General features: G+C 53.5%; 19 protein-coding genes and 1 tRNA gene. 11 read left to right on the top strand and 9 right to left on the bottom strand.

The features are described 5' to 3' along the window. Positions 1 to 1,229: 1,229 nt before the first annotated feature. Together WMO20_RS06240 and WMO20_RS06245 are read right to left on the bottom strand one after the other, a co-directional pair. Positions 1,230 to 1,904 (bottom strand): sugar transferase, encoded by a 675-nt coding sequence (locus tag WMO20_RS06240; RefSeq protein WP_005926608.1) that lies wholly within the window; start codon positions 1,902 to 1,904, stop codon positions 1,230 to 1,232. A 1,089-nt stretch (positions 1,905 to 2,993) separates the two neighbouring features. After that, the gene (locus tag WMO20_RS06245) at positions 2,994 to 3,404 is read right to left on the bottom strand and encodes a hypothetical protein (RefSeq protein WP_349186156.1); all 411 of its coding nucleotides are present in this window, start codon (positions 3,402 to 3,404) and stop codon (positions 2,994 to 2,996) included. Positions 3,405 to 3,598: 194 nt separating this feature from the next. Here WMO20_RS06245 and WMO20_RS06250 point away from each other — a divergent pair, with 194 nt between their 5' ends. The 7 genes from WMO20_RS06250 to WMO20_RS06280 all read left to right on the top strand — a co-directional run bounded on the left by WMO20_RS06250 (position 3,599) and on the right by WMO20_RS06280 (position 7,731). Beyond that, positions 3,599 to 3,874, top strand: coding sequence for a hypothetical protein (locus WMO20_RS06250; protein WP_005926617.1), 276 nt, complete (start codon positions 3,599 to 3,601; stop codon positions 3,872 to 3,874). 139 nt (positions 3,875 to 4,013) lie between these two features. Beyond that, complete coding sequence (locus tag WMO20_RS06255) at positions 4,014 to 4,676, top strand: SprT-like domain-containing protein (RefSeq protein WP_349186157.1); 663 nt, start codon at positions 4,014 to 4,016, stop codon at positions 4,674 to 4,676. A 67-nt stretch (positions 4,677 to 4,743) separates the two neighbouring features. Next, a complete protein-coding gene (locus WMO20_RS06260; protein WP_349186158.1) occupies positions 4,744 to 5,028 on the top strand; it encodes a hypothetical protein in 285 nt (94 codons plus the stop codon). Positions 5,029 to 5,097: 69 nt separating this feature from the next. After that, entirely contained in the window at positions 5,098 to 5,298 is a 201-nt protein-coding gene (locus WMO20_RS06265) for a helix-turn-helix domain-containing protein (protein ID WP_349186159.1), read from the top strand. A 199-nt stretch (positions 5,299 to 5,497) separates the two neighbouring features. After that, entirely contained in the window at positions 5,498 to 5,896 is a 399-nt protein-coding gene (locus tag WMO20_RS06270) for a hypothetical protein (protein ID WP_112091280.1), read from the top strand. 51 nt (positions 5,897 to 5,947) lie between these two features. Then, positions 5,948 to 6,130: a hypothetical protein gene (locus tag WMO20_RS06275; RefSeq protein ID WP_349186160.1), complete on the top strand. Its 183-nt coding sequence runs from the start codon at positions 5,948 to 5,950 to the stop codon at positions 6,128 to 6,130. A gap of 1,241 nt (positions 6,131 to 7,371) precedes the next feature. Next, the gene (locus WMO20_RS06280) at positions 7,372 to 7,731 is read left to right on the top strand and encodes a sporulation initiation factor Spo0A C-terminal domain-containing protein (RefSeq protein WP_349186161.1); all 360 of its coding nucleotides are present in this window, start codon (positions 7,372 to 7,374) and stop codon (positions 7,729 to 7,731) included. A 910-nt stretch (positions 7,732 to 8,641) separates the two neighbouring features. On the opposite strand, the gene WMO20_RS06285 is transcribed toward WMO20_RS06280, so the two are convergent. The 5 genes from WMO20_RS06285 to WMO20_RS06305 all read right to left on the bottom strand — a co-directional run bounded on the left by WMO20_RS06285 (position 8,642) and on the right by WMO20_RS06305 (position 15,124). Beyond that, on the bottom strand, positions 8,642 to 10,450 hold the full coding sequence (locus WMO20_RS06285; protein WP_349186162.1) for a DEAD/DEAH box helicase family protein: 1,809 nt from the start codon (positions 10,448 to 10,450) through the stop codon (positions 8,642 to 8,644). A gap of 74 nt (positions 10,451 to 10,524) precedes the next feature. Further along, positions 10,525 to 11,493: a tyrosine-type recombinase/integrase gene (locus WMO20_RS06290; protein WP_349186163.1), complete on the bottom strand. Its 969-nt coding sequence runs from the start codon at positions 11,491 to 11,493 to the stop codon at positions 10,525 to 10,527. A 121-nt stretch (positions 11,494 to 11,614) separates the two neighbouring features. Continuing rightward, positions 11,615 to 11,698, bottom strand: a tRNA-Leu gene (locus WMO20_RS06295). A 180-nt stretch (positions 11,699 to 11,878) separates the two neighbouring features. Continuing rightward, a complete protein-coding gene (locus tag WMO20_RS06300) occupies positions 11,879 to 13,396 on the bottom strand; it encodes a nicotinate phosphoribosyltransferase (RefSeq protein ID WP_349186164.1) in 1,518 nt (505 codons plus the stop codon). Between the two features lie 213 nt (positions 13,397 to 13,609). Beyond that, positions 13,610 to 15,124, bottom strand: a complete 1,515-nt coding sequence (locus WMO20_RS06305) for an IMP dehydrogenase (RefSeq protein WP_005926656.1) — start codon at positions 15,122 to 15,124, stop codon at positions 13,610 to 13,612. Between the two features lie 617 nt (positions 15,125 to 15,741). Here WMO20_RS06305 and WMO20_RS06310 point away from each other — a divergent pair. The 4 genes from WMO20_RS06310 to WMO20_RS06325 are packed head-to-tail and all read left to right on the top strand — an operon-like array spanning position 15,742 to position 18,948. After that, positions 15,742 to 16,542, top strand: coding sequence for an aspartate dehydrogenase domain-containing protein (locus WMO20_RS06310; RefSeq protein ID WP_316539799.1), 801 nt, complete (start codon positions 15,742 to 15,744; stop codon positions 16,540 to 16,542). An 18-nt stretch (positions 16,543 to 16,560) separates the two neighbouring features. Then, complete coding sequence (locus WMO20_RS06315) at positions 16,561 to 17,457, top strand: NAD(P)-dependent oxidoreductase (protein ID WP_349186165.1); 897 nt, start codon at positions 16,561 to 16,563, stop codon at positions 17,455 to 17,457. Positions 17,458 to 17,477: 20 nt separating this feature from the next. Beyond that, entirely contained in the window at positions 17,478 to 18,278 is an 801-nt protein-coding gene (gene thiD, locus WMO20_RS06320; protein WP_349186166.1) for a bifunctional hydroxymethylpyrimidine kinase/phosphomethylpyrimidine kinase, read from the top strand. After that, entirely contained in the window at positions 18,271 to 18,948 is a 678-nt protein-coding gene (locus tag WMO20_RS06325) for a thiaminase II/PqqC family protein (RefSeq protein ID WP_349186167.1), read from the top strand. The genes thiD and WMO20_RS06325 overlap by 8 nt, the downstream gene beginning before the upstream one ends. Before the next feature lie 212 nt (positions 18,949 to 19,160). On the opposite strand, the gene WMO20_RS06330 is transcribed toward WMO20_RS06325, so the two are convergent. Then, a complete protein-coding gene (locus tag WMO20_RS06330; RefSeq protein ID WP_349186168.1) occupies positions 19,161 to 20,579 on the bottom strand; it encodes an aminotransferase class I/II-fold pyridoxal phosphate-dependent enzyme in 1,419 nt (472 codons plus the stop codon). Continuing rightward, the gene (gene scfB / locus WMO20_RS06335) at positions 20,576 to 22,027 is read right to left on the bottom strand and encodes a thioether cross-link-forming SCIFF peptide maturase (protein ID WP_349186169.1); all 1,452 of its coding nucleotides are present in this window, start codon (positions 22,025 to 22,027) and stop codon (positions 20,576 to 20,578) included. Before scfB ends, WMO20_RS06330 begins: the two co-directional genes overlap by 4 nt. Between the last annotated feature and the right edge of the window lie 36 nt (positions 22,028 to 22,063).

The following is a 22,063-nucleotide window of genomic DNA, read 5'->3' on the forward strand; positions in this document are numbered from 1 at the left end:
ATCACTCAATGGCAATCCACCGTAGGCTCGATTCGTTCTCCTTAATTTTTTACTTGCTGCTCATTTTGTGGGTCAAAACAGAGCTGCACCAAAGCCTCCCACTTATAACCTCTGGATTTCAGCTTCTCCGCAGCCTGTCAGCAAATAAATACTTTTGTTGAACGAGTCGAGCCGTCAAAACCCTTTAGTTATCGTGGTTTTTCTTGGTTGACCCTATTATATCTCTAGCCCCAGTGCCCGCAACGGCGATTTTGTAATTCTTCATGTTATTTACTCCTCCGGCCCTCATCGGGCATATCCTCTAATTTTCTATGTACACATCCACATGGATGGTATTTCTCTCTAATTCCTCATGTGTGATAACCACACTCGGCTAAGTGTTTTCTTATACTGTCGTATCCAACTACCCCAGCAATCATGTTTCTACTCCATAAAACATCCGTTGGTACACTCGTTTCTATTTCTCTATAGCCGAAGTGTTGATTTATATAGTCGAACCCCGTATACCCTGCAATGACGTTTTTTCTAAGTGTTGGATTGTTGAATCGAACCCTGTCGGCGCATGAATTTTGTTAAAACTGTATATATCACCCAGTCCAATTTTCGTCATTCATTGTTTATTATGAATAAATCATTCACTCTCACTGCACAAAACATGTATTTATCATCACCATCCAGGCTCTACTCAACAGCTGTTTTATGAAGTAGAAATCATCTGTTTTTCTTTATTTTTCATGACTCAACAAACCGTTATGATGTAGGTGTCATTAACAGGTTAGATAGTGTACTCAACAGCAGTTTCAGACGTTAATGATAAACTCATGGATTTTTGTTGTTTTCTCTTGTTTTTCGCCATTTCCTCATAACTTCTGAAAAAGTTGTGCCAATTTTGTGCCACAGGGATCAAAACTTCAGCGTTTTGTATGAGTTCTCGGCATTTTCAGTTCATATAACTGTGAAATACAACCAATTTCAGTGCCCTATATAGTGTGCAAAACAGGTTCTTTTCGACATTGCTACGTCAATATGGTTTGTTGAGTAGACATTGATAGGAGCCACAATAGCGGTAAAAAGAAGTATCAGAATACCGAGCCATACCTTACCCCAGTTTCCAGCACCTTTTTATCCCTAAATTTTAGTGCCTATTATTATTGCGGCACCAAATACCGCAATTCTAAGGTCTCTCTCCATCTCGTCTCTCCAACCGTATTCCTTCCATGTACTATTTTTTACTCCCCACGCCCCAGCAGGCACACCTTGAAGGTCTTAAAAATAATCTTCCAATCCACCCAGAAGCTGCGCTCCTTGACATACTTCACGTCCAGATCCATCCACTCCTCAAAAGAGAGGTCATTGCGATGCGGGGCGATCTGCCAGTAACAGCTCAGGCCGGGGGTCACATACAGGCGTTGCTTTTCGTAGTCGCCGTACTGCTCCACCTCGCGGGGCAGTGCCGGGCGGGGACCCACGATACTCATATCACCCTTCAGGATGTTCCACAGCTGGGGCAGCTCATCGAGGCTGGTCTTGCGGATAAACTTGCCCACACGGGTAATGCGCGGATCGTCCTTGATTTTGAACACAGGACCATCCATCTCGTTCTGATCCAGCAGGTCATCTAGCTTTGCCTCTGCGTTGGGGCACATGGAGCGGAACTTATAGAACTTGAAGGGTTTGCCGTTGCGGCCAATGCGCTCCTGACTGAATACAGGGCCTGCAGACGGGTCATCCACCACAATTGCGATAGCCGTAGCCAGCATGACCGGCGACAGCACTACCAGCGCCAGCGATGACAAGATCACGTCCTGCGTCCGACGCCCGATCCAATACAGGCGATGGTCGCGCAGATTTTCCTTGCGGTTAACTTCAACTTCCTTATCGATTCCAACAGTATTCGTAGCCATTTTTTCTCCTCACATAAATCCTTGTCTATGCACTTCTTATCGTCATTCGTTTTATCGCAATTTTCAGAAATAGTGCCCTATCAACACGGCATATTTGCGATATGCAGTTTGCGGATGCTACTTGCGCATTAAAAACACAAACTGCTATAAAGTAATCCCTTTAACTCACACCGTTCCAGTAAGCACCTTCCTTTTAGATAACCGTTCCTCTTTTCCTAAAACCGGCAGACCGTTATTCCTGATCTCCGGGCAAGCAAAAGCCCTCGGACGACAGCTTCGCCCAAGGTCATTTCAAATGCAATGTGGCCGTAATGAAAACCAGAACGTCATGCTACAGCTCAAGCATCGCATGTGCATTGCTTCCAGTATGCAATATTTCACATTTTTGTAGAACCTCAACAAGCCCACTTCATTTTCACCTTTGCGCATCACGCCAGCAAGGGAAACAGCAGTGGGCTTTTTATTTTGATCTATCATTCTGATTTCCTCATGATCTATCACATGATTGTTCGCAAACAGACATAAGCCCACTGGATTCACCTCCTTACCGCAATCAAGGCGTATCCTTCCATTACAAAACAGAGGATACCAGTTCTTCTACGTGGCCGTCTGAATTTTCTTATTATTCTATCATGGTTATATCTGGGAATCAATAGAAATCCGAGGAAATGTATCCATCCATGTTTTAGAAAAAATGCGATTCAGCCAGAACTTTTTTTGCACATTGCCCAGTTTCGCATGAAAGCTCCAGATGAAATCATCGATGGACAAAATGTGTGGTCATATAGTTGTCCAAGGCGCTGGAGAGTGCAGTCAGGTGTGATAGCCGCTCTGATGTAATGACAGGCGTTAAATAGAGAACGCCCCCTCGCGCTGAAAAGCCGGTATATGCTGTCACATTGGTCAGGAGTTTTGACGAGGCATATCGCACAGTACTACATAATTTTTACTCTCTTCCCTGCTGCCCCTATTATATATAGGTATAACTTGCATCCCGTCACTGCAGCTACCACCTGCTCTGGGTCAGGCTATTTTTTTACGCTAAAAAGCCCCTGCCGATCACATTTCTGTGAAAGACAGAGGCCGATTTTACAGCAATGAATCCGTCATCGTCTGATAAACGCTGTCCGCATTTTGCTCTACGCTCTCATTTATAATCTGCACCAGCATCTCCGAAAGCGCAGTTCGTTCGCCCGGAGCGGTGTTCAATACGATATCCTGCAGAATGTCCCGCAAGATTTTTTCCCGGTCTGGGGAGATAAGACAACTCCGCTGTTCTAAGGAAAGGGAGCTCGTCTCTGGATTTTTAACCACCCCGCCCCCTGTTGCGCCGGTTCTTGCGTAGAGGGTCTGCAAAACATACCCCTGCACACTCATGTTTTCGGCTGCAGCAGACTGGCGGATTATTGCCCCCATCTCCTTGGAGGGTCGAATCATGATGTTGTCCTGGCGCCGATTATATTCTATATTTGCCCTGCTGTGCGCTTCTTTTGTTGCCATAAATACACCTATTATAGTAAATTTTTGCAATACCAGTTAATTGGTATCATTGTACATTTTCCGCAGAGATAAACCAGTTAACGTTGTTTATTATGTCAATAGACACAAGTCCAGTTAACTGGTATACTCATGCCATCGGGAACACCGGTTCTCACATCCGACCATTCACCAACGATTTGAAGAGAGGTACACACATGAGTATCAACGTTTTACTGACCCTTGTCGAGCAGTACAAGGAGGCCGCCCAACTGATTGAGGCTGCACAGGCTGAACAGGAGCAGCTGAAGATCCAGATCCGCGAGGCACTGGCAGAGCGCTCCACCAACTATCTGGAAGTAGGTTGCCACAAAGTCCGCCTGTCCGATTTCTCCAGCACCCGACTCGACAGCAAAGCCATCAAAGCCGTAGCCCCTGACCTGTACGATCAGTACAGCAAAACGGTCACCGGCACCCGCCTGAGCATCACCTGACATCACCCGAAAAAAGCCCCATACAGCGCGCACCGTCCAAAGTTTGCACTGTATAGAGCCCACTACACCCGCCGGGGCGGGCTACACCAATATTATACCTGTCCCGGCCTTTTTTATCAATAGAAAGGTTCGAAAAATCATGAAACAGACTGTTAAAACCTCCCGCGCTGCTGGTCAGCTGGAAAAGATGTTCCGCGAGCTCAACAAGCATTACTTTGCAGGCAAGCTGCCCGAGCCCATCATCAGCCTGAAAAAGACCCCGTCTGCCTATGGTCATATCACCTGTTCCAAAGTCTGGCAGGCAGGCGGTGAGAACAAGTATGAGATCAATATTTCGTCGGCTACCCTTGACCGTCCCATCGAGGAGACCGCTTCCACCCTGCTGCATGAGATGGTGCACGAATACTGCATGGAGACCGGTATCAAGGACACCAGCAACAACGGGGTCTACCACAACCGACGCTTTAAAGAGCAGGCCGAGACACACGGCTTGACCGTCGACCACCACGAAAAGTACGGCTGGACTATCACGAGCCCGTCTGAGGAGCTGTTGGACTTTATCATCTTCCAAGGCTGGCAGGATATCCAGATGGGTGAGCGGCTGGCATGGTCGGATATGGCAGGCACCGGAGCAGGCAGCAAGGCACCCGGCAGCAGCCAAACCGGCGCGCCGAAATCTCCCAAAGCCAAGAGCAGCACCCGGCGGTGGGTATGTCCCAAGTGCGGTACCATCATCCGGTCAACCAAGGAAGTGCGGGTCATCTGTGCAGACTGCATGGAGCTGTTCGTGAAGGCTGACTAATCACAGCAGGACAGAGAGCGAGGGCACAAGTGAGAGTAGTGCTATATATAAAAACAGGAGACTCCTCATGGATACTTATAAAATCGCTATTGACACCTTTCTTGCCGAGACATCCGAGTGCAAAGCCAGTGGGTGCGCCGTTTTTTCCGGGGCAGACATCGCGTTCCAAGACATCCAGCTGCACACGCACCGGAATAAGTCAGAGCTGCATTTCATGGCCGAACACACCATGCTTTCCATCCCCCTTGCCAGCATCCTGAGCATCGAAACGCTGGTATTGCGGGATATCCAGACCACCGAGTATGAGATCATCACCAAAGAGAGCGGCACCATCACCCTTGACGTTGTTTAAAAATGCGCCCGTAAAGACAGAGATCCGCCGGGCTGTGAGAGGACGCCCATTATTTAAAGGAGAGCAGCCATGACCATTATATCAGAACGTTTGCAGCACCTGCGCCTGACGCACAGCTATACCCAGACCGAGCTTGCCCGAACCATGGGTGTGACCCGCCGGGCAGTCTACGCATGGGAACACGACAAATGTCCCGAGATCCCCCATCTGATCCAGCTTGCCCAATTCTATCAGGTGTCGACCGATTATCTGTTGGGGCTGACGGAGTGAGGTGCTCCCCGCCACCGGAGGCCTTACCGGATACTTTTTGCCTGCTATAGTGCGGTCAGCCATCAGTCCGCGCGACGGCAGCCACAACGCTCCATATTTTTAACAGCACACTTGTAAGTCCATCTTATCGGATGCAATGTTTGGTAGACTTCAGGTACAACAAAAGCAAACACACTTCAAAATACAGGAGGAAACTATTATGGCAGGCGCTTTTTCGTTATTTTTAGGGTTGTTGGGTCTTGGTGCAGCTGGTGCAGTCAGCGCGGGACAGAACGCAAAAATCAAGAAGGCAGACTATCAGTATGGCGAGGAGCATGGCCTTCACGGCACATCTGAGGTTCTACAAATGCGGGAGCGAGTGCGTAAAGAATGGTGGAGTATCTGCGGCAAGACCTACAACGCATGTGAACGGCCTGCATCGAGTTACGGCGACCTCAGCAGAACCCCGTGGTGCTATCTGAAAAAGCGCTGGTTCATTGATCATCTGAACAAAAAGGGCATCCCTTATGATGATCTGGTCGTGGATGATGTTACTGGCGTTACCTTCTACGAGAGCCAGAAAAGAACGTCCCAAGCCTATATGAGAAAGCTGCGGTAATAGACATCGCGCCCATCGTCACCATTTCTTTCAGCAGCAGGAGGTAAGCTTATGGCTGAAAATAAAATCTTGGTACAAATTATCGATCATGAGAACGGAAATTCCGTGCTGGGACAAGATCACTTTGAATCAAGAGAAAAAGCAGAAGAATTCAAGTGGATCTCAGACCGCGCGTATGGCAAACTTCTTGGTGAAGGTCAAACCAGAATTACCACTGAGATCATTGAACGCTAACACCAACTGCCATTTCCTATAGCAGCAACAGAGCTCTGCCGCTCAGACACGAGTAGCAGGGCTCTTTTTTGCGGTATTCGGTCAGGAAGTGTACTTGAAGAGCGGCGTTTAATATCAGACAGCACACATCCCCGGCGGATTTTCGGCTTGATTATCGTTTTCACCACTTTTGTGCATTATCTATTTGCGTCGTGAAACGCGACGGAATTATGAGCGGACTTTGATTCCAGTCATAAGGTCTGTCAAACACATCTCCACTTGTGGCGAAAGTCCAGAATTGAACCACGGCGCACATTTTTGAGCACCGTCTACATCTCCCCAAAATTGGGGACACCTCTCTTGATGGGGTCAGTCTAAGTGACCTCACTCCAATTTAGACTGTTGCCGGTGCGTACTGTTTGGCACAGGGTCTCATACGGCAATCCCATCAGCGCAACAAAGCTTATCTTGAACCATTGAGCTCGTTAATCAGATTGATGATTAATGAGGTTGGAAACCATACGCAGACCATTTTGACCCGCTTTCAACTAGCATTAAATTGAGGCGGGTTGAGGGCACACATAAGAAAAACCGTCTTGAACCATTAAGCTCGGTCCTCAATCTGAGGACTGAGGTCGAAAATCACACGCAGACACCTCTTGATTCACTTTCAACTTTGGTCAAAATGACCAAGGTTGAAGGAAATGGAACGGTAAAATGTGAAATTATTCATTGCAATCTGCATGGAGTCATGGAGTTCTACCGATTCAGCACACAGCCCGGCGGATTTATGGCCTTTGAAACGATCTGGAACTTTTGCACGTTTTTTGTGTATCTGTTTGAGGTCACACATAAGAACGACCATCTCGCCCCGTTGAGCTCGTTATCCGAATTGGATAATGAGGTCGGAGGTCACACGTCTTGATTCGCTTTCAACCGTCCTCAAAATGAGGACACTTGAGAAGAATAGAACGGTAGTACGTGAAGTTATCTGTTACAGCTTGCGCAGTGTCATAGAAATCTGCCGCTACAGCCCCCATCCCACAACCAACGCCCTTATAGACTGTATATATCATAGCCAAGCACCCTCCTGTCGCGCTCCTATCCCCTGCTGGTGTACGCCACCGCCATACATTTACGACATATTTCGGCACTTTATGACGTATTTGGGCGCTTTTCGCCTGTTTTGGCATATTTTGCGCTACATTTATTTCGAACTGGATAAAACTGGTTCAAATATATGTAATGGGGATGATGTCAAAATGGTTACTTCCGATTTATCCGCCCGTATCAATGATGTACTGCGCTATGTCGGGATCACCCGTAACATGAACGCCTACATTATTCTATCACAAGCTCTGACGCTGATTGCCGAGGACGAAGACCGCCTGCGAGCTGTAGAGAAAGAAATCTACACGCCTATTGCCGACAAGAAGCTGTACGAGCCCAAAGCAGTCCAGAGCACGATCCGCCGGGCATCCAAGGTCGCATGGGATCTCTGCCCCAATCGTGTTCAGGAGCTGGCTAGCTATCTGCTGAATGGTCGCCCCTCTGCCGTGACCATGCTCGAGCTGCTCTATAATGGTGTCGCCCGCTATGACGATCTCTCTATTCTGAAATAAGTGTCCTTCAATAGCAACACCCCGCTACTCTATGTCGAGCAGTGGGGTATTTTTGCGTCTTGATTTGGTTTCAACTAGGGACAAAATGTCATCAGTTGAATGGAATATAACGACAGAACGATAAATCACATGTTACAATCTGTGCAGATCGTAGAAAGCCGTCATCTACTATGAGGCGTTTTTAATCGAGGGCTACTGCGACCACCTACCGCCTTTATCTGAACGCTATTGAACTTTTACCGATTTGGATAATGCTCCTCAATCGTATCATCGATAGAATATGGATCTTTGTAGTCGTTTTGACTACGGAGCTTTTTCAACCGTAATTATTTTGATAACAGTTCATCGACCCTCAGCTTGAGGGGTGAGCTTCTGAATGCCGAACAATTTGTTCGATGTTGTATAGGCATTGTCTTGAATGGTCCATTTTTGACAGCCCAAATTTCCGCCATCAAACGGTGTCCACAGTGTAGACGCCCTTGTATTATACGGTAACACGATATATTCCGTTCGAGGTATACTTTTTAATTGTATCAATCCAGATAGAATCACACTGCAGCAGATGTTTTTCTCAATTATTTGAGATTTCTCACTCTGATCAAATCGTCGCCCATTTCTGATATACGTCCTATTGGTGAAGGATTGATAAAGAGGAAGGTATTCGCTGGCGCTCATACCATTTAGATCAACTCCAATCTTGAAAAAGCTCACAGGTTCGCTTAGTCAAGATTTCCGTTGGCGTGATCATGTTAACCGAGCGTTTCTGTCCCGTCCTCATGCTTCGGCCGTTCAAGAAGCACTCGGCTAACACAACCACGCAAAAAATCAAATAAAGAAAATCGAATAAAGAGCGGCACCCGTGCGCATATTTTTCACTTTTCTATATAGTATAGTGAATTTCGTGCGCATTTTACTGCTTTATGACCCACCAAACGTTCTTATTTCGCAGTTCTCCACTTGTTGCGCGCTTTTTCTGTAAATCATATCCATAGCGCTGCAGCCATTGACGCGCAAAGGTATAGCTTGGCAACGATTTCTCGGCGTGTCCATCTGCTTTGTTGTAGATGTGCCCCAGCTCAAAGAAGATCTTCTGCCAGTCTTGATAGTAGCGTTCCTCATTCAGATGGGCATCCAGATACTCAAGCAGCAGCGGCGGGTCAAGGCGCTCTACTTTTGCAAGCAGGCTTTCATCGATCTTTTTCAGCAGCTCTGTCTGATACCCCTGTTCGAGCATTTGCAGCAGGAAAACACGTTCTACACGAGCCTGCAAGGTCGCACGTTTCCGCCAGCAGTATTCACCTTCCCGTGGATCCAGAACGACTGTATGGCTTTTTTTCAGTATTTCCACTGTTTCAGGCTGATGCAGGTATGTCTTCCATGCCTTCCTATCATCAAACCATTTTCGATATGCCTCGACCGGTTCCAGCTGATACTTCTCGATTTTTTTAAGTTCCCCTTCCAGACGTTCTTTGGGGTAATGCAGCAAATACGCCGCGCAGGTATCCCCCTCATCCAAGGGACGTTTGCGGCCAAGGATCTGTGCATTAACGAGCGGGTTCCACAGTTCACTGACAATATATTTCAGCGCACGGTCTTTCATATCCACACCATTATAGAGGGTCGTTGTGGTCAGTGTGACCTGATGCTGCAGAACATTGCCCACAAGCACATCATCCAGTTTGTCAAACTCCTCCGCTTCCTGACGGTATTTGGAGCACAGGCACACCACATCCTCTATGCCTTCTGCCTTCAGAGTGTCCCGCAGTTTTCGCAACTTGGCGATGGTATTCACAAAAACGAGGATCTTTTCTCCCGGCTGTACCCGGCGGATGATATCCAGCTCGTCATCGTCACGATAGAAGAACTTCACGCTTGACACAAACCGATAATCCATCGGCAGACGATAGTGCTGTCCCTCCGGGATCATTTTCCGCAGCTTCCAATAATCAAAGAAGGGGCGGGCGGTTGCGCTCATAAAGATGCAGGTCTTCGTTGTCCACAGCTCTTTAATAGCCTCATAGCTTGCATCCACATGATCGTTGAAGCTGGCATCCGTTACCATGTAGTGATACTCGTCTGACACGATATAATCAAACGATCTCAGATAAGTTTTGGCGGCATCTTCATTCCTTTGCAGGAAGGTTTCCAGCCACTGGTATGTTTCAACACGGATGGTGTGCTCATACTTGTTATCTATGGCGGGTTTGTTGACAATTCCTCCAAGCGCGGGATCATAGTCCTTGTAGGTCACTTCTATACGCCCCAAACGTTTTGCATCGCGCTCGATTTGGTTGCGCAGAGCTTCGCGATTGCACAGGATCAGGATACGCTTACGATGTTCATATGCCCACGGCAGCAATGTCTTCAGAATAAAATAGGTCTTGCCGGAGTTCGTACCCGCATCAAGCACCACGATCCCATGCCAGTTCTTGTAATCCTCACCAACAAGATCTGTGATGTACTGTTTTGCAGGCTGTGGAGTTGCCCCGGCGGTTTCCGGTTCTTCCTCCGGCACAATGGGATCAAGCTGTTCGTCGGCCTCCTTTTTCTTTTTGCGAGAGGCATTAATACAATCCAGAATCTCCTGCAGTTTTTGCTGTCGTTCTTCTTCCGTCAACGAGGCAGGGTCAATGTGCTGCTCCTGTTCATACTCCCGTTGTGCCTCAGCCAGCTTCAGGTAGAAACCATCGAATGGCCAGCGCTTCTCTTCATCACTCATATTGATCCGCGTCTCCTTTTTTGATTTCACTATACCATATCATTTCGTTTTGCTCAAGGGACATTGACCCATTTTTACTTTCCCTCCCCCTTCCCCATCTTGATCTTATCTCCGTGGCGATTTTGGCGGGTCAACTGCTCTAGGGGGTTCAGGGCGTCATAGTTGGCTCTCAGGTCGTCCGCATACAGTGCCACATACCGCCGGGTCATGGTGAGGTCTGCGTGTCCCAGAAGCTTTTGCAGACGGAACGGGTCGCCGCCAGCTTGGATATACAGTTTGGCGTAGGTGTGCCGGAACAGGTGCATAGAGGTCTTCTCCACGCCTCTGCTATGATTATAATTCCACACCGCATTGCCGAGCGAATTCAGGGTCATCTGGTTGCCATACTCCGAGACAAACAACGGGGCTGTAGGGTCGCTGGTACGATGCTCCAGATACTCCTCCATGATCTTGACCAGTGCCTTAGAGAGCGGCACGATTTGCTGATTGCGCGCCTTCATGTGGCGGAAAAACACTGTCCCGGCGGAAAGGTCCAAATCTCCGATCTGCAGGTTGAGCAGCGTGGACGCACGGCAGCCGGTACCAAGCAGGAAGTTGACTATGACCCAGTTGCGGTATTCGGCAAAGGAGCACGTCTTGCAGTCCGGTTTCTTCAGCAGCTTCTGCAGCTCGTCAGTGGTGTAGGGTTCTTTGATCGGATCATCGGCACGCACCAGTCTGATAGGATACTTTTCCAGATAGCCTTTTTCCATGCACCAGTACAAAAACGCACGCACCATGCGGAGGTTCGTATTGATGGTCGTATCGTGGAGCTGCTGGTCCTTCATATAGAAGATATAATCCTCTACCGTTTCCTCTGTGATGGTATGAATGGGCTGTTCTGTATCCCCCAGAAACCGAAAGAAGCTCCTACCCTTTGCGGCGTAGAAGTCGAGCGAGCCTTGGGAGAGGTTCTTGAGCCGGTTGTACTTTTGGAACCTTTCAAAGGCCTGTTGAATGGTGGGGTTTGCCTTGGCAGCGGGTCTTAAATCACGGTTACGCACGAGAGAGACTCCTCCTTTTTTCGCGAAAAATCCCTCTCGCCCGCTCAGCACTTCCAGAAAATGAAATAAAAAGAAAAAGCCCAGAATCATTCGAATCAACGAACAATTCTGAGCTTCTACATGCCGCCGACGGGGGTCGAACCCGTACTCTGTCTCCAGAAAGGGATTTTAAGTCCCTCGTGTCTGCCAATTTCACCACAGCGGCGCAAACCCGGCTTACAAAGCCCTGCTGCCCTCTGGCTTGGGAGGGAACCGGGAATAACAGGTGTGAGGTAAAATGTCATCCAAATGACTTGCCGTCACTTGAAGTAACATGAAATTCAGCGATATTTATGATACAATAGTTTCCGTACTTTGTCAAGAAAAACCGCTTATTCGGTGCTGCTTACACCTTGCCGCCGTGCAGCTCGGCGTACATCCGGGAGCGGCACTCGGCCACTGCGGGGGTCATATTGACGTAGTGCTTGTGGGGGCACTCCAGACGCAGCTCGCTCTCCCAAGTTTCCTCGGTGAGCTGCTTTGCAATATAGGCCTTCTTCTCCGCAATAGAGGGCAGTTCAATGGCCAGCTTGCCGCCCAGAATATGCGGCACCAGCAGCGGACGCACAGCGGTGGGGGTAAAGGTGATGGTGCGCTCGATGGCGTCTGAGTCCAGATTGACCATGGTGACCGGCTTACCGGCCTCGATGACCTCGCCGTCCATGGCAATCAGGTCACACTGCGCCTGACCGTTTTCGTCGTACAGACGCCACGGCATCTTCTTGCCCGGGATGATGGCCTTGCTGGCGGAGTCCGAGCACTTCATCTTGGGGGTGTAGCTGCCGTCCGGCTTCTTCACCGCCACCAGCTTGTACACACCGCCGAACACGGGGTCGGAGGCAGAGGTGATGAGGTTTTCGCCCACGCCGTAGGAGTCGAAGTGTGCGTGCTCGTACAGCTCCATATTGGCGATCTTTTTCTCGTCCAGACCGTTGGAGGCCACCAGCTTGATGTAGGGCTTGCCGGCGGCATCCAGTGCCTTGCGCAGCCGCTTGGAGCCGCGGGCAAGGTCACCAGAGTCGATGCGGGCGCTCTTGACGCGGCGGTTGGGGTCGTTGGGGTATTTCTCAATGAGATAATCGTCCAGCTTGATCAGGTTGGGCAGGCCGCTTTCCATAATATTATAGGTATCCAGCAGCAGGCTGACCGAATCCGGGTAGGTATCAGCAAAGGCCTTGAACGCATCGAACTCGGTGGGAAAAAACTCGATAAAGCTGTGTGCCACAGTGCCCACGGCCTTGACCTCTGCGCCGAACTTCATCTCTGCCAGACAGTTGGCCGTGCCGATGCAGCCGCCCAGCACTGCGGCGTAAGCACCATCGTTACCGGCACTCTCGCCCTGTGCGCGGCGGGTGCCGAACTCCATGACGCTGCGAGGGGTGTGGGTGTTCAGACCGGTGACGCGGGTTGCCTTGGTGGCGATCAGGCTATGGAAGTTCATGGTCTGCAGCAAGTAGGTCTCGATGAGGATCGCGCCCACCAGATCGCACTCGATGCGCACCATCTGTACATGGGGGTAGCAGACCGTGCCTTCGGGCAGGGCGTACATATCGCCCTGCCACTTGTAAGTGCGCAGATACTCGCAGAACTCCTCGCTCATGCCCTTGGTGCGCAGCCAGTGGATATCCTGCTCGTTGAAGTGGTAGTCCAGCAAAAAGCGGGTCAGCTTGCGCTGGCCTGCGCTGATGGAATAGCCCTGATTATCCGGGTTTTTGCGGAAGAACATATCAAACACCAGCGTGGTATTCTTAAAGCCATGCAGGAACAGGCAGTTTGCCATGGTGAATTCGTAAAAATCCACCACCATCGCGGGGTTATCGTAGTCCTCATCGGGGATATAAGGCTCAACCTTGATCTCGTTCATGAATGTTTTCCTCTCTATCTGTACCCGGCGTCAGTTCTTCCCTACTGCGCGCCGCCTGCCGCTTGCCCGGCAGGGGGATCTGCCGCCCTGTCATGACAGAGCGTTTCTATCATGATAGCACGATTTCCCTGCCTGTGCAAGTATTTTCGCGCAAAAAGACCGCTGCACAAACGCTGTGCAGCGGTCTCTGCGCTTATAACAAATAAATCAGGCTCAGCCGTTCATAATGCTGGGGGTGGCGTTCTTCAGCACAACGTCGTGGCTGCCGCCCTCCACGATGGAGGTGGAGGAAACAACGGTCAGCTTGGCCTTCTGCTGCAGCTCGGGGATGGACAGAGCGCCGCAGTTGCACATGGTGCTCTTGACCTTATACAAGGTGGTCTGCACGCCGTCCGCCAGAGGGCCTGCGTAGGGCACATAGCTGTCCACGCCCTCCTCAAAGCTCAGCTTGGTGGAGCCGCCCAGATCGTAGCGCTGCCAGTTGCGGGCACGGTTGGAACCTTCGCCCCAGTACTCCTTCATATACTGGCCGTTGATGCGCACCTTGTTCGTGGGGCTCTCGTCAAAGCGGGCAAAGTAACGGCCCAGCATCACAAAGTCTGCGCCCATAGCCAGCGCGAGGGTGATGTGGTAGTCATGGACGATGCCGCCGTCGGAGCAGATGGGCACATAGATGCCGGTCTCCTTGTAGTACTCATCGCGTGCCTTGGCAACCTCGATAACAGCGGTAGCCTGACCACGGCCAATGCCCTTGGTCTCGCGGGTGATGCAGATGGAGCCGCCGCCGATGCCGATCTTTACAAAGTCTGCACCAGCCTCAGCGAGGAAGCGGAAGCCCTCGGCGTCCACCACGTTGCCGGCACCCACCTTGACGGTGTCGCCGTAGTGCTCGCGGATCCAGCCGATGGTGCGGCTCTGCCACTCGGAGTAGCCCTCGGAGGAGTCGATGCACAGCACATCCACACCGGCCTCTACCAGTGCGGGTACACGCTGGGCGTAGTCGCGGGTGTTGATGCCGGCACCCACAACGTAGCTCTTGTTCTTGTCCAGCAGCTCGTTGACGTTGGCCTTGTGGGAATCATAGTCCTTGCGGAACACCATATACACCAGATTGCCCTCGGCATCCACCAGCGGCAGGGTGTTGATCTTGTTGTCCCAGATGATGTTGTTGCAGTCGTGCAGAGAGGTGTTGGCCGGAGCGGTGACCAGCTTTTCAACGGGGGTCATAAAGGTGGTGACGCAGGCATCGTCCGGGGTGTGGTTGATGCGGTAATCGCGGGAGGCCACGATGCCCAGCAGCTTGCCATTGGGAGTACCGTCGGCAGTGATGGCAATGGTGGAGTGGCCGGTGCGTGCCTTCAGCTCCAGCACGTCATGCAGGGTGGCAGTGGGAGCCAGATTGGAATCGGACACCACATAGCCGGCCTTGAAGCTCTTGACGCGGCGCACCATAGCGGCCTCGTTCTCGATGCTCTGAGAGCCATAGATAAAGGAAACGCCGCCCTGACGAGCCAGTGCAATGGCCAGCTTATCGCCGGAGACCGACTGCATGATGGCGCTGATCATGGGGATATTCATCTGCAGCGGGCACTCCTCCTGCCCCTTGCGGTACTTGACCAGCGGGGTCTTCAGGCTGACCGCCGTGGGCACATTCTCCGCAGAGGAATAGCCGGGGACCAGCAGGTACTCGCCAAAGGTGCGGGAGGGTTCTTCGTAGAAATAAGCCATAATCAAACTCCTTTTCTCTTAACGCATCCGATACAAATCAGCATCAAAATCCTTCATGTTTGCTGCCTATAAATTGATTGTATATACTTTACCACAAAGCCCGCAAGAATACAAACCCCTGCCGCGCCAAACTTTATAATTGTCCTTTGCGGAAAAACAGACAAATTGCCAAGCGTTTTTAGGCATTGGTCATACTTTGATTTTTGAAGTATCACTTTTGCAGGCAAATCAGAGCTTACAGAATGCAAAAAAGCTCGTCCGGAACATCGGACGAGCCCTTTTGCACACGAAGCGGGACACTGCCTGTGCGGCGCATGGATCATAGCTGTGAAGGAGAACAGCCGGAGGAGGAGGATCCGCGCCCAGTATCCCAAAAAACAAGAAGAAAAAGATTTCACACACAGCCTTGGGGCTTTGCCCTTGCTGTAACCATATTGTAACTCTTTTGAAACCATTTTGCAATAGGGTATTGTAATTTTTTTGTAATTTATTTTGTTAACTTTTTATGTCCTGCTCCGCCGGGCTGCTGCAAACATTATTTCCCTTTTTGTGCCCGGTATGGTATACTGGCTTTGAATATGCTGCCACAGGCAGAAAAAGGAGTTTAGGATACGGATATGAAAACAAAATTGGGTATTGTGGGCTGCGGCTTTCTGGGCAACATCGTGGCTGACGCGTGGAAGAAGGGTCTGCTGCCGGACTACGAGCTGGTGGGCGTGACCAGCCGCACCCGCGCCTCGGCTGAAAAGACCGCCGCCAATGTCGGCTGCGCTGTTTGTGAGGACGTGGACGCGCTGCTGGCGCTTGAGCCGGAGTACATCGTGGAGGCCGCTTCGGTGGAGTCGGTGCGCGCTATGGCCATCCCGGTGCTGAAGCGGGGCGTGAATCTGGTCATTCTGTCCATCGGTGCCTTTGCGGATCTGGATTTCTACGCACAGGTCAAGGCAGCTGCCGTGGAGGGCGGTGCCAAGGTGCACCTGACCAGCGGTGCCATCGGCGGCTTTGACGTGCTGCAGACCGTCACCCTGATGGCACAGGCGCAGGGCTTGCCGGAGACTGCCGGCATCGAGACCCACACCGGTGCAAAAGGCTTCCGCAATACGCCGGTGTGGGCAGAGCATCTGCTGACCGACACCGAAAAGACCACCGTGTTCACCGGCAACGCCAAGCAGGCCATTGCTACCTTTCCCCGCCGGGTAAACGTGGCGGTGGCTACCTCTCTGGCCACCACCGGCCCCGAGATCACCGGGGTGACCATGCACTCCGTGCCCGGCTGGGTGGGCGATGACCACTGCATCACTGCCGAGATCGAGGGCGTAAAGGCTGTGGTGGATATCTGCTCTTCCACCAGCGCCATTGCGGGCTGGAGCGCCGTCTCCCTGCTGCGCAATCTGGCTTCGCCCGTCTGCTTCTACTAATATAAGGAGGAGTCCGTCATGTTTGAAAAGCTTGTTGCCATTGAGCCGGTCAGCCTGATCCCCTCTGCCGAGGAGGAGCTGCACCGCTACGCCAAAGAGGTGGTACTGTACCGGGACGTGCCCGCCAGCGATGACGAGATGGTGCGCCGCATTGGAGACGCCGATGCCGTACTGCTGAGCTACACCTCCCGCATGGGCAAGGAAGTCATCGCGCAGTGCCCCAACATCCGCTATATCGGGATGTGCTGCAGCCTGTACTCTGAGGAGAGTGCCAACGTGGATATCGCCTACGCACGCACCCGGGGCATCCAGGTGCTGGGCATCCGGGACTACGGCGACCGCGGCGTTGTGGAGTACGTTCTGCACGAGCTGACCGGCCTGCTGCACGGCTTTGGGATGCCCATGCTGCGGGACGAGCCGGTGGAGATCACCGGCCTGAAGGTGGGCATCGTGGGGCTGGGCGTTTCCGGCCGGATGATCGCCGATGCGCTGCAATTTATGGGCGCAGAGATCAGCTACTTTGCCCGCAGCGCAAAGCCGGACGCCGAAGCCGCCGGTATGACCTTCAAGCCCCTGCCCCAGCTGCTGGCGGACAGCGAGGTGGTGTTCACCTGCCTGAACAAGAATGTACTGCTGCTGGGCGAAAATGAGTTTGCCCAGCTGGGCGCAGGCAAGGTGCTGTTCAACACCTCCATCGGCCCCGGCTTTGACTCCGCTGCGCTGGAAAAGTGGCTCGATCTGCCCGGCACCCGCTTCTTCTGCGACACCCGCGCCGCTGCAGGCCCCGTGGCCGAGGACTTCTTTGCCCGGGAAAACGTGCGCTGCGCCAATGTGTCCGCCGGCCGCACCAAGCAGGCCTTTGTGCTGCTGAGCAAAAAGGTGCTGGACAACCTCCGCACCGCACTGGGCGAATAAAAAACAAGGAGTGTTTATCTATGAAAACTGCATTGACCATTGCCGGCAGTGATTCCAGCGGCGGCGCCGGGATCCAGGCCGATATCAAGACCATGACCGCCAACGGCGTGTTTGCCATGAGCGCCATTACCGCCCTGACAGCACAGAACACCACCGGTGTGACCGCCATTTTTGACACCACGCCGCAGTTTCTAGCGCAGCAGCTCGATGCCGTGTTCACCGACATCTACCCGGATGCGGTGAAGATCGGCATGGTATCCTCTGCCCCGCTCATCGACACCATCGCCGAGCGGCTGCACTTCTACGGCGCAAAGCATATCGTGGTGGACCCTGTGATGGTGGCTACCTCCGGCGCAAAGCTGCTGCAGGACGATGCCGTGCAGGCGCTGACCGAAAAGCTGCTGCCGCTGGCTGAGGTGCTTACTCCCAACATCCCGGAAGCGGAGATCCTGTCCGGCATGACCATTACAAACGCCGCCGACATGGAAGCTGCTGCCCGCACCATCAGCCAGCGTTACGGCTGCGCCGTGCTGTGCAAGGGCGGTCACCAGATCAACGATGCCGACGACCTTTTGTGGCGCGGCGGCACCGGCAAGTGGTTCAAGGGCAAGCGCATCGCAAACCCCAACACCCACGGCACCGGCTGCACCCTGTCCAGCGCCATCGCTTCCAATCTGGCAAAGGGCTACGACCTTGACACTGCCGTGGAGCGCGCCAAGGCCTACATTTCCGGCTGCCTGTCTGCCATGCTGGATTTAGGGCACGGCTCCGGGCCCATGGATCACACCTTCAACCTGAAGGGAGATTTTGTCCGTGACTGACCTGCCCTTTGTTTCGGCGCTGGTGCAGGCCGACCTGCCCGTGTGGGAACAGTGCTTACAGACCGAGTTTCTGCAAAAGATGGAAAACGGCACCCTGAGCGAGGACTGCTTTAAAAGCTATCTTGTGGAGGACAGCCTGTATCTGCGGGAGTACGCCAAAATTTTTGCGTGGGGCATGACCAAGGCCACCACCATGGCGGCTATGCGCACTTACTATTCCCTGCTGTCCTTCGTGCAGGAGAACGAGGATCTGACCCGGCTGCGGTATCTGGAGCAGTACGGCCTGCGGGAAGCCGATATCCAGTCCCTGCCCCTGCGCCCAGAAAGCCGCGCTTATCTGGACTGCATGATCGACGCCGCCCGCAACGGCGAGGGCGAAGCCGAGTGCCTGATGGCCTGCCTGCCCTGTATGCTGAGCTATGGCTGGCTGTTCCAGAAGCTTTTGCAGCGCTCCCCCGCCGTAAAGGATACCTACTACGGCGCGCTGGTGCTGGACTACGCCAGCCCCGGCTACGATGCCGCCTGCCGCGCATGGGCTGAACGCGCCGAAGCCGCCTGCACTGGTCTTTCGCCGGAGCGCGCCGCCCGCTGCCGCGCGATCTTCCGCGCCTGCTCGGAGCACGAGCTGCACTTCTGGGAGATGTGCGCCGCACCCCGGACGGATATTTAGTCTTTGATACGCAAACGACCCACTGCAAGTTTTATGCAGTGGGTCGTTTATTTTCAGCCTATTTACCCCTTCCGTCTGCTCCCGTTGGTCGCAGCCACCTTCCCCAAGGGGACGGCTTTTGTAGCAACGGGCAGCTTTCCGGCACAGCCATAAGGCGTCCCCTTGGGGAAGCTGTCGCCGCAGGCGGCTGAAGGGGTAAATAATAATATTTTTTATCGCAGCACCGAGAGTTCTTCGATTCCGTAGCGCTGCATCAAGGCAATAGCCGCCGGGGTGATCTCCTCGCCGCTGACCGCCACAGGGATGGCGGGCGGGCAGGACACCGTAGGCATGGCACACACCCGTCCCAGTGCCTTGTGCACCGGGACGCGCACCTGTGCGCCCAGCACCGCCTGCCGGATGGTGCAGCGCTGCACCGCCTGCTGCTGCAAGGCGGCAAACTCCCCTGCCCGGTTCTCGGGGCGGGGCAGCCCGGCGGGCACCGCAGCCAGAAGCTGCTCCAGCGCGGTTTGCAGGCGTTCAAAGTCCTGCGGCGGGTTCTCCGGGGTGAACATCAGCACCACATAGCGGGGGTCGGCGTACTCGCATTCCATCTGTGCGCGGCGCAAGGCATCTGCCAGCGCTGTGCCGGTGCAGCCAAGGGCGGCGGCATCCAGCGTAAGCTTCATCGGCTCCTGCTGCGCACCGGCAACTGCCAGCGGCACCGGGCACTGCCGTACCGCTGCGGCCTTGTTCAGGCTGCGGCGCACCCCTTCCAGCGCCGCGCAGCACTGCGCCAGCCGCCGGGGGTAGTCCCCTGCCAGCACCGCGTTGCAGGCATCCAATGACTGCAAAATGAGGTAAGAGGGGCTGGTAGAGCCGAACAGCGCCAGCGCACCCCGCACGGCGGCTTCGTCCTGCACGGGGGCATCGTGCGCCAGATGCAGATACGCGCCGCCGGTGACCACCGGCAGGGTCTTGTGGGCAGAGTCGCAGCACATGGCCGCGCCCTGCGCGATGGGGTGGCAGTTCTGCGGCAGAAAGCGCAGGTAGGCACCGTGGGCGTTATCCACCAGCAAAGGCACGCCCTGCGCCCGGCAGACAGCGGCCAGCGCCGGGATGTCCTGCACCCCGCCCAGATAATCCGGGCTGGTAACGTACACGCCAAAGGGCTCTATCCCCTGCTGCGCCAGCGCGTGTAAAGCCCCGGTCAGCGCTTCGGCTGTGACCGGGCAGCTGCACAGTGCGCCTTCTGCCTGCGCAGACGGCCAGAGCCAGCGGATATCAAAATCCAACAGCGCCGCCGCGTACAGCAGCGCCTTGTGGGCGTTGCGGGCAGCCAGCAGCACCGGGCGCTTGCCGTTTTGCGGTGCGCTTTGCAGCGCCAGAAACAGCATGGCGCGGATGCACTGGGACGAGCCCTCGGTGCTGTAATAGCTGTGCGCCGTACCAAACAGCCGGGTGGCGTTGGCTTCGCTTTCGGCAATGATGCCCTCCGGCGCGTAAAGCTCGTCTGCACCGCGGATCTCGGTGATATCCAGCGGCTCAAAGCCTAAAAGGCTCTGCCCCTTGTGGCCGGGCATATGCAGCCGGGCAGTGCCGGACTGTGCATAGCTGCGCACAAAATCCACGATGGGGGTGGTCATGCTCATTCGCAGGCTTCGCCATCGGCGCAGGCGTTGCAGGTGGAGCCCAGCTCAATGGGCACCTCGATGCCCTTGGCAGCCAGTTCCTGATTCTCGGCTACCTTGATCATGATGGCGCACTCCATGCGCTTTTTGAACAGCTCACAGCCGTACTCGTACACGCCGGTAATGCTGCCGGTGGCATGGTAGGAGTTGGCAGCGCAGCCGCCGGAGCAGTACAGCTTTGCCCAGCAGTCCTGACACTCCTTGCGGGCGTAGGCGTTGCAGTGCTTGAACTCATCCCGCACGGCGGTGTTGGTGACACCCTTCCAGATATCGCCCAGCAGGTACTTGGGGTCGCCCACGAACTGGTGGCAGGGGTACAAGTCGCCCCAAGGGGTAACCGCCATATACTCGGTGCCGGAGCCGCAGCCGGAGATACGCTTATAGATGCAGGGGCCGCCGGTCAGGTCGATCATGTAGTGGTAGAAGGTAAAACCTCTGCCCTCGCGGTCGCGCTTGATCATCTCCTTGGCAAGGATCTCGTACTGCTCCTTCAGGATGGGCAGATCCGCCTCGGTCAGGGCGCTGGGGTCGCTGGGGTCGCAGACCACCGGCTCCATGCTCAGCTCGGTAAAGCCAAGGTCTGCCATGTGGAAGATATCGTTGGTGAAGTCGGTGTTATAGTGGGTATAGGTGCCGCGCATATAGTAGTTCTTGTCGCCGCGTTTCTTGACGAACTCCTGGAACTTGGGCACGATGCGGTCGTAGCTGCCGTTGCCTGCGCAGTCCACACGGAAACGGTCGTTGACCTCCTTGCGGCCGTCCAGACTCAGCACCACGTTGTGGCACTCCTTGTTGCAGAAATCGATAACGTCATCATCGATCAGCACGCCGTTGGTGGTCATGGTAAAGCGGAAGTTCTTGTTGTGGATCTTCTCCTGCTCGCGGCAGTAGGCCACCAGCTTTTTGACCATATCAAAGTTCATCAGCGGCTCGCCGCCAAAGAAGTCCACTTCCAGATTGCGGCGGGTGCCGCTGTTCTCAATGAGGAAGTCCATGGCGCGCTTGCCCACCTCAAAGCTCATCAGGGCGCGGTCGCCGTGGTAGCGTCCCTGCGAGGCAAAGCAGTAAGAGCAGCTCAGGTTGCAGCTGTGGGCAACGTGCAGGCACAGTGCCTTTACCACGGTGTTGCGGTTCTTGAAGTCAAAGGCCATGTCCTTATAGACATCCGGGCTCCACAGCTTGCCGTTTTCCTTCAGGCTGGTCACATCGTCGATGCACTGGCGCAGATCCTCCTCGGTCACGTCCGGACGGCTGCCGTACTTTGCCAGCATGGCGGCAACGATCTCGTCTGCGGTATGCTCCGGGTACATGGCGATGATATCGTAGGCCACCTCGTCCACAACGTGCACCGAGCCGCTGCAGGTGTCCAGCACGATGTTATAACCGTTTAATTGATACTGATGTACCATTTTACACTCCATTCCAGATTACACAAAAAAATGCCG

Origin of the sequence: Faecalibacterium intestinale (assembly GCF_040096575.1) — a bacterium.
Classification (GTDB): Bacteria; Bacillota; Clostridia; order Oscillospirales; family Ruminococcaceae; genus Faecalibacterium; species Faecalibacterium intestinale.

Bases quoted from the DNA above. Each gene is read 5' to 3' on its own strand.
- WMO20_RS06305 (WP_005926656.1), bottom strand. From the start codon at position 15,124: ATGGCTTATTTCTACGAAGAACCCTCCCGCACCTTTGGCGAGTACCTG.
- WMO20_RS06315 (WP_349186165.1), top strand. From the start codon at position 16,561: ATGTTTGAAAAGCTTGTTGCCATTGAGCCGGTCAGCCTGATCCCCTCT.
- WMO20_RS06330 (WP_349186168.1), bottom strand. From the start codon at position 20,579: ATGAGCATGACCACCCCCATCGTGGATTTTGTGCGCAGCTATGCACAG.
- thiD (WP_349186166.1), top strand. From the start codon at position 17,478: ATGAAAACTGCATTGACCATTGCCGGCAGTGATTCCAGCGGCGGCGCC.
- WMO20_RS06310 (WP_316539799.1), top strand. From the start codon at position 15,742: ATGAAAACAAAATTGGGTATTGTGGGCTGCGGCTTTCTGGGCAACATC.
- WMO20_RS06245 (WP_349186156.1), bottom strand. From the start codon at position 3,404: ATGGCAACAAAAGAAGCGCACAGCAGGGCAAATATAGAATATAATCGG.
- WMO20_RS06255 (WP_349186157.1), top strand. From the start codon at position 4,014: ATGAAACAGACTGTTAAAACCTCCCGCGCTGCTGGTCAGCTGGAAAAG.
- WMO20_RS06275 (WP_349186160.1), top strand. From the start codon at position 5,948: ATGGCTGAAAATAAAATCTTGGTACAAATTATCGATCATGAGAACGGA.
- WMO20_RS06250 (WP_005926617.1), top strand. From the start codon at position 3,599: ATGAGTATCAACGTTTTACTGACCCTTGTCGAGCAGTACAAGGAGGCC.
- WMO20_RS06285 (WP_349186162.1), bottom strand. From the start codon at position 10,450: ATGAGTGATGAAGAGAAGCGCTGGCCATTCGATGGTTTCTACCTGAAG.
- WMO20_RS06300 (WP_349186164.1), bottom strand. From the start codon at position 13,396: ATGAACGAGATCAAGGTTGAGCCTTATATCCCCGATGAGGACTACGAT.
- WMO20_RS06280 (WP_349186161.1), top strand. From the start codon at position 7,372: ATGGTTACTTCCGATTTATCCGCCCGTATCAATGATGTACTGCGCTAT.
- WMO20_RS06240 (WP_005926608.1), bottom strand. From the start codon at position 1,904: ATGGCTACGAATACTGTTGGAATCGATAAGGAAGTTGAAGTTAACCGC.
- WMO20_RS06270 (WP_112091280.1), top strand. From the start codon at position 5,498: ATGGCAGGCGCTTTTTCGTTATTTTTAGGGTTGTTGGGTCTTGGTGCA.
- WMO20_RS06265 (WP_349186159.1), top strand. From the start codon at position 5,098: ATGACCATTATATCAGAACGTTTGCAGCACCTGCGCCTGACGCACAGC.
- WMO20_RS06260 (WP_349186158.1), top strand. From the start codon at position 4,744: ATGGATACTTATAAAATCGCTATTGACACCTTTCTTGCCGAGACATCC.
- scfB (WP_349186169.1), bottom strand. From the start codon at position 22,027: ATGGTACATCAGTATCAATTAAACGGTTATAACATCGTGCTGGACACC.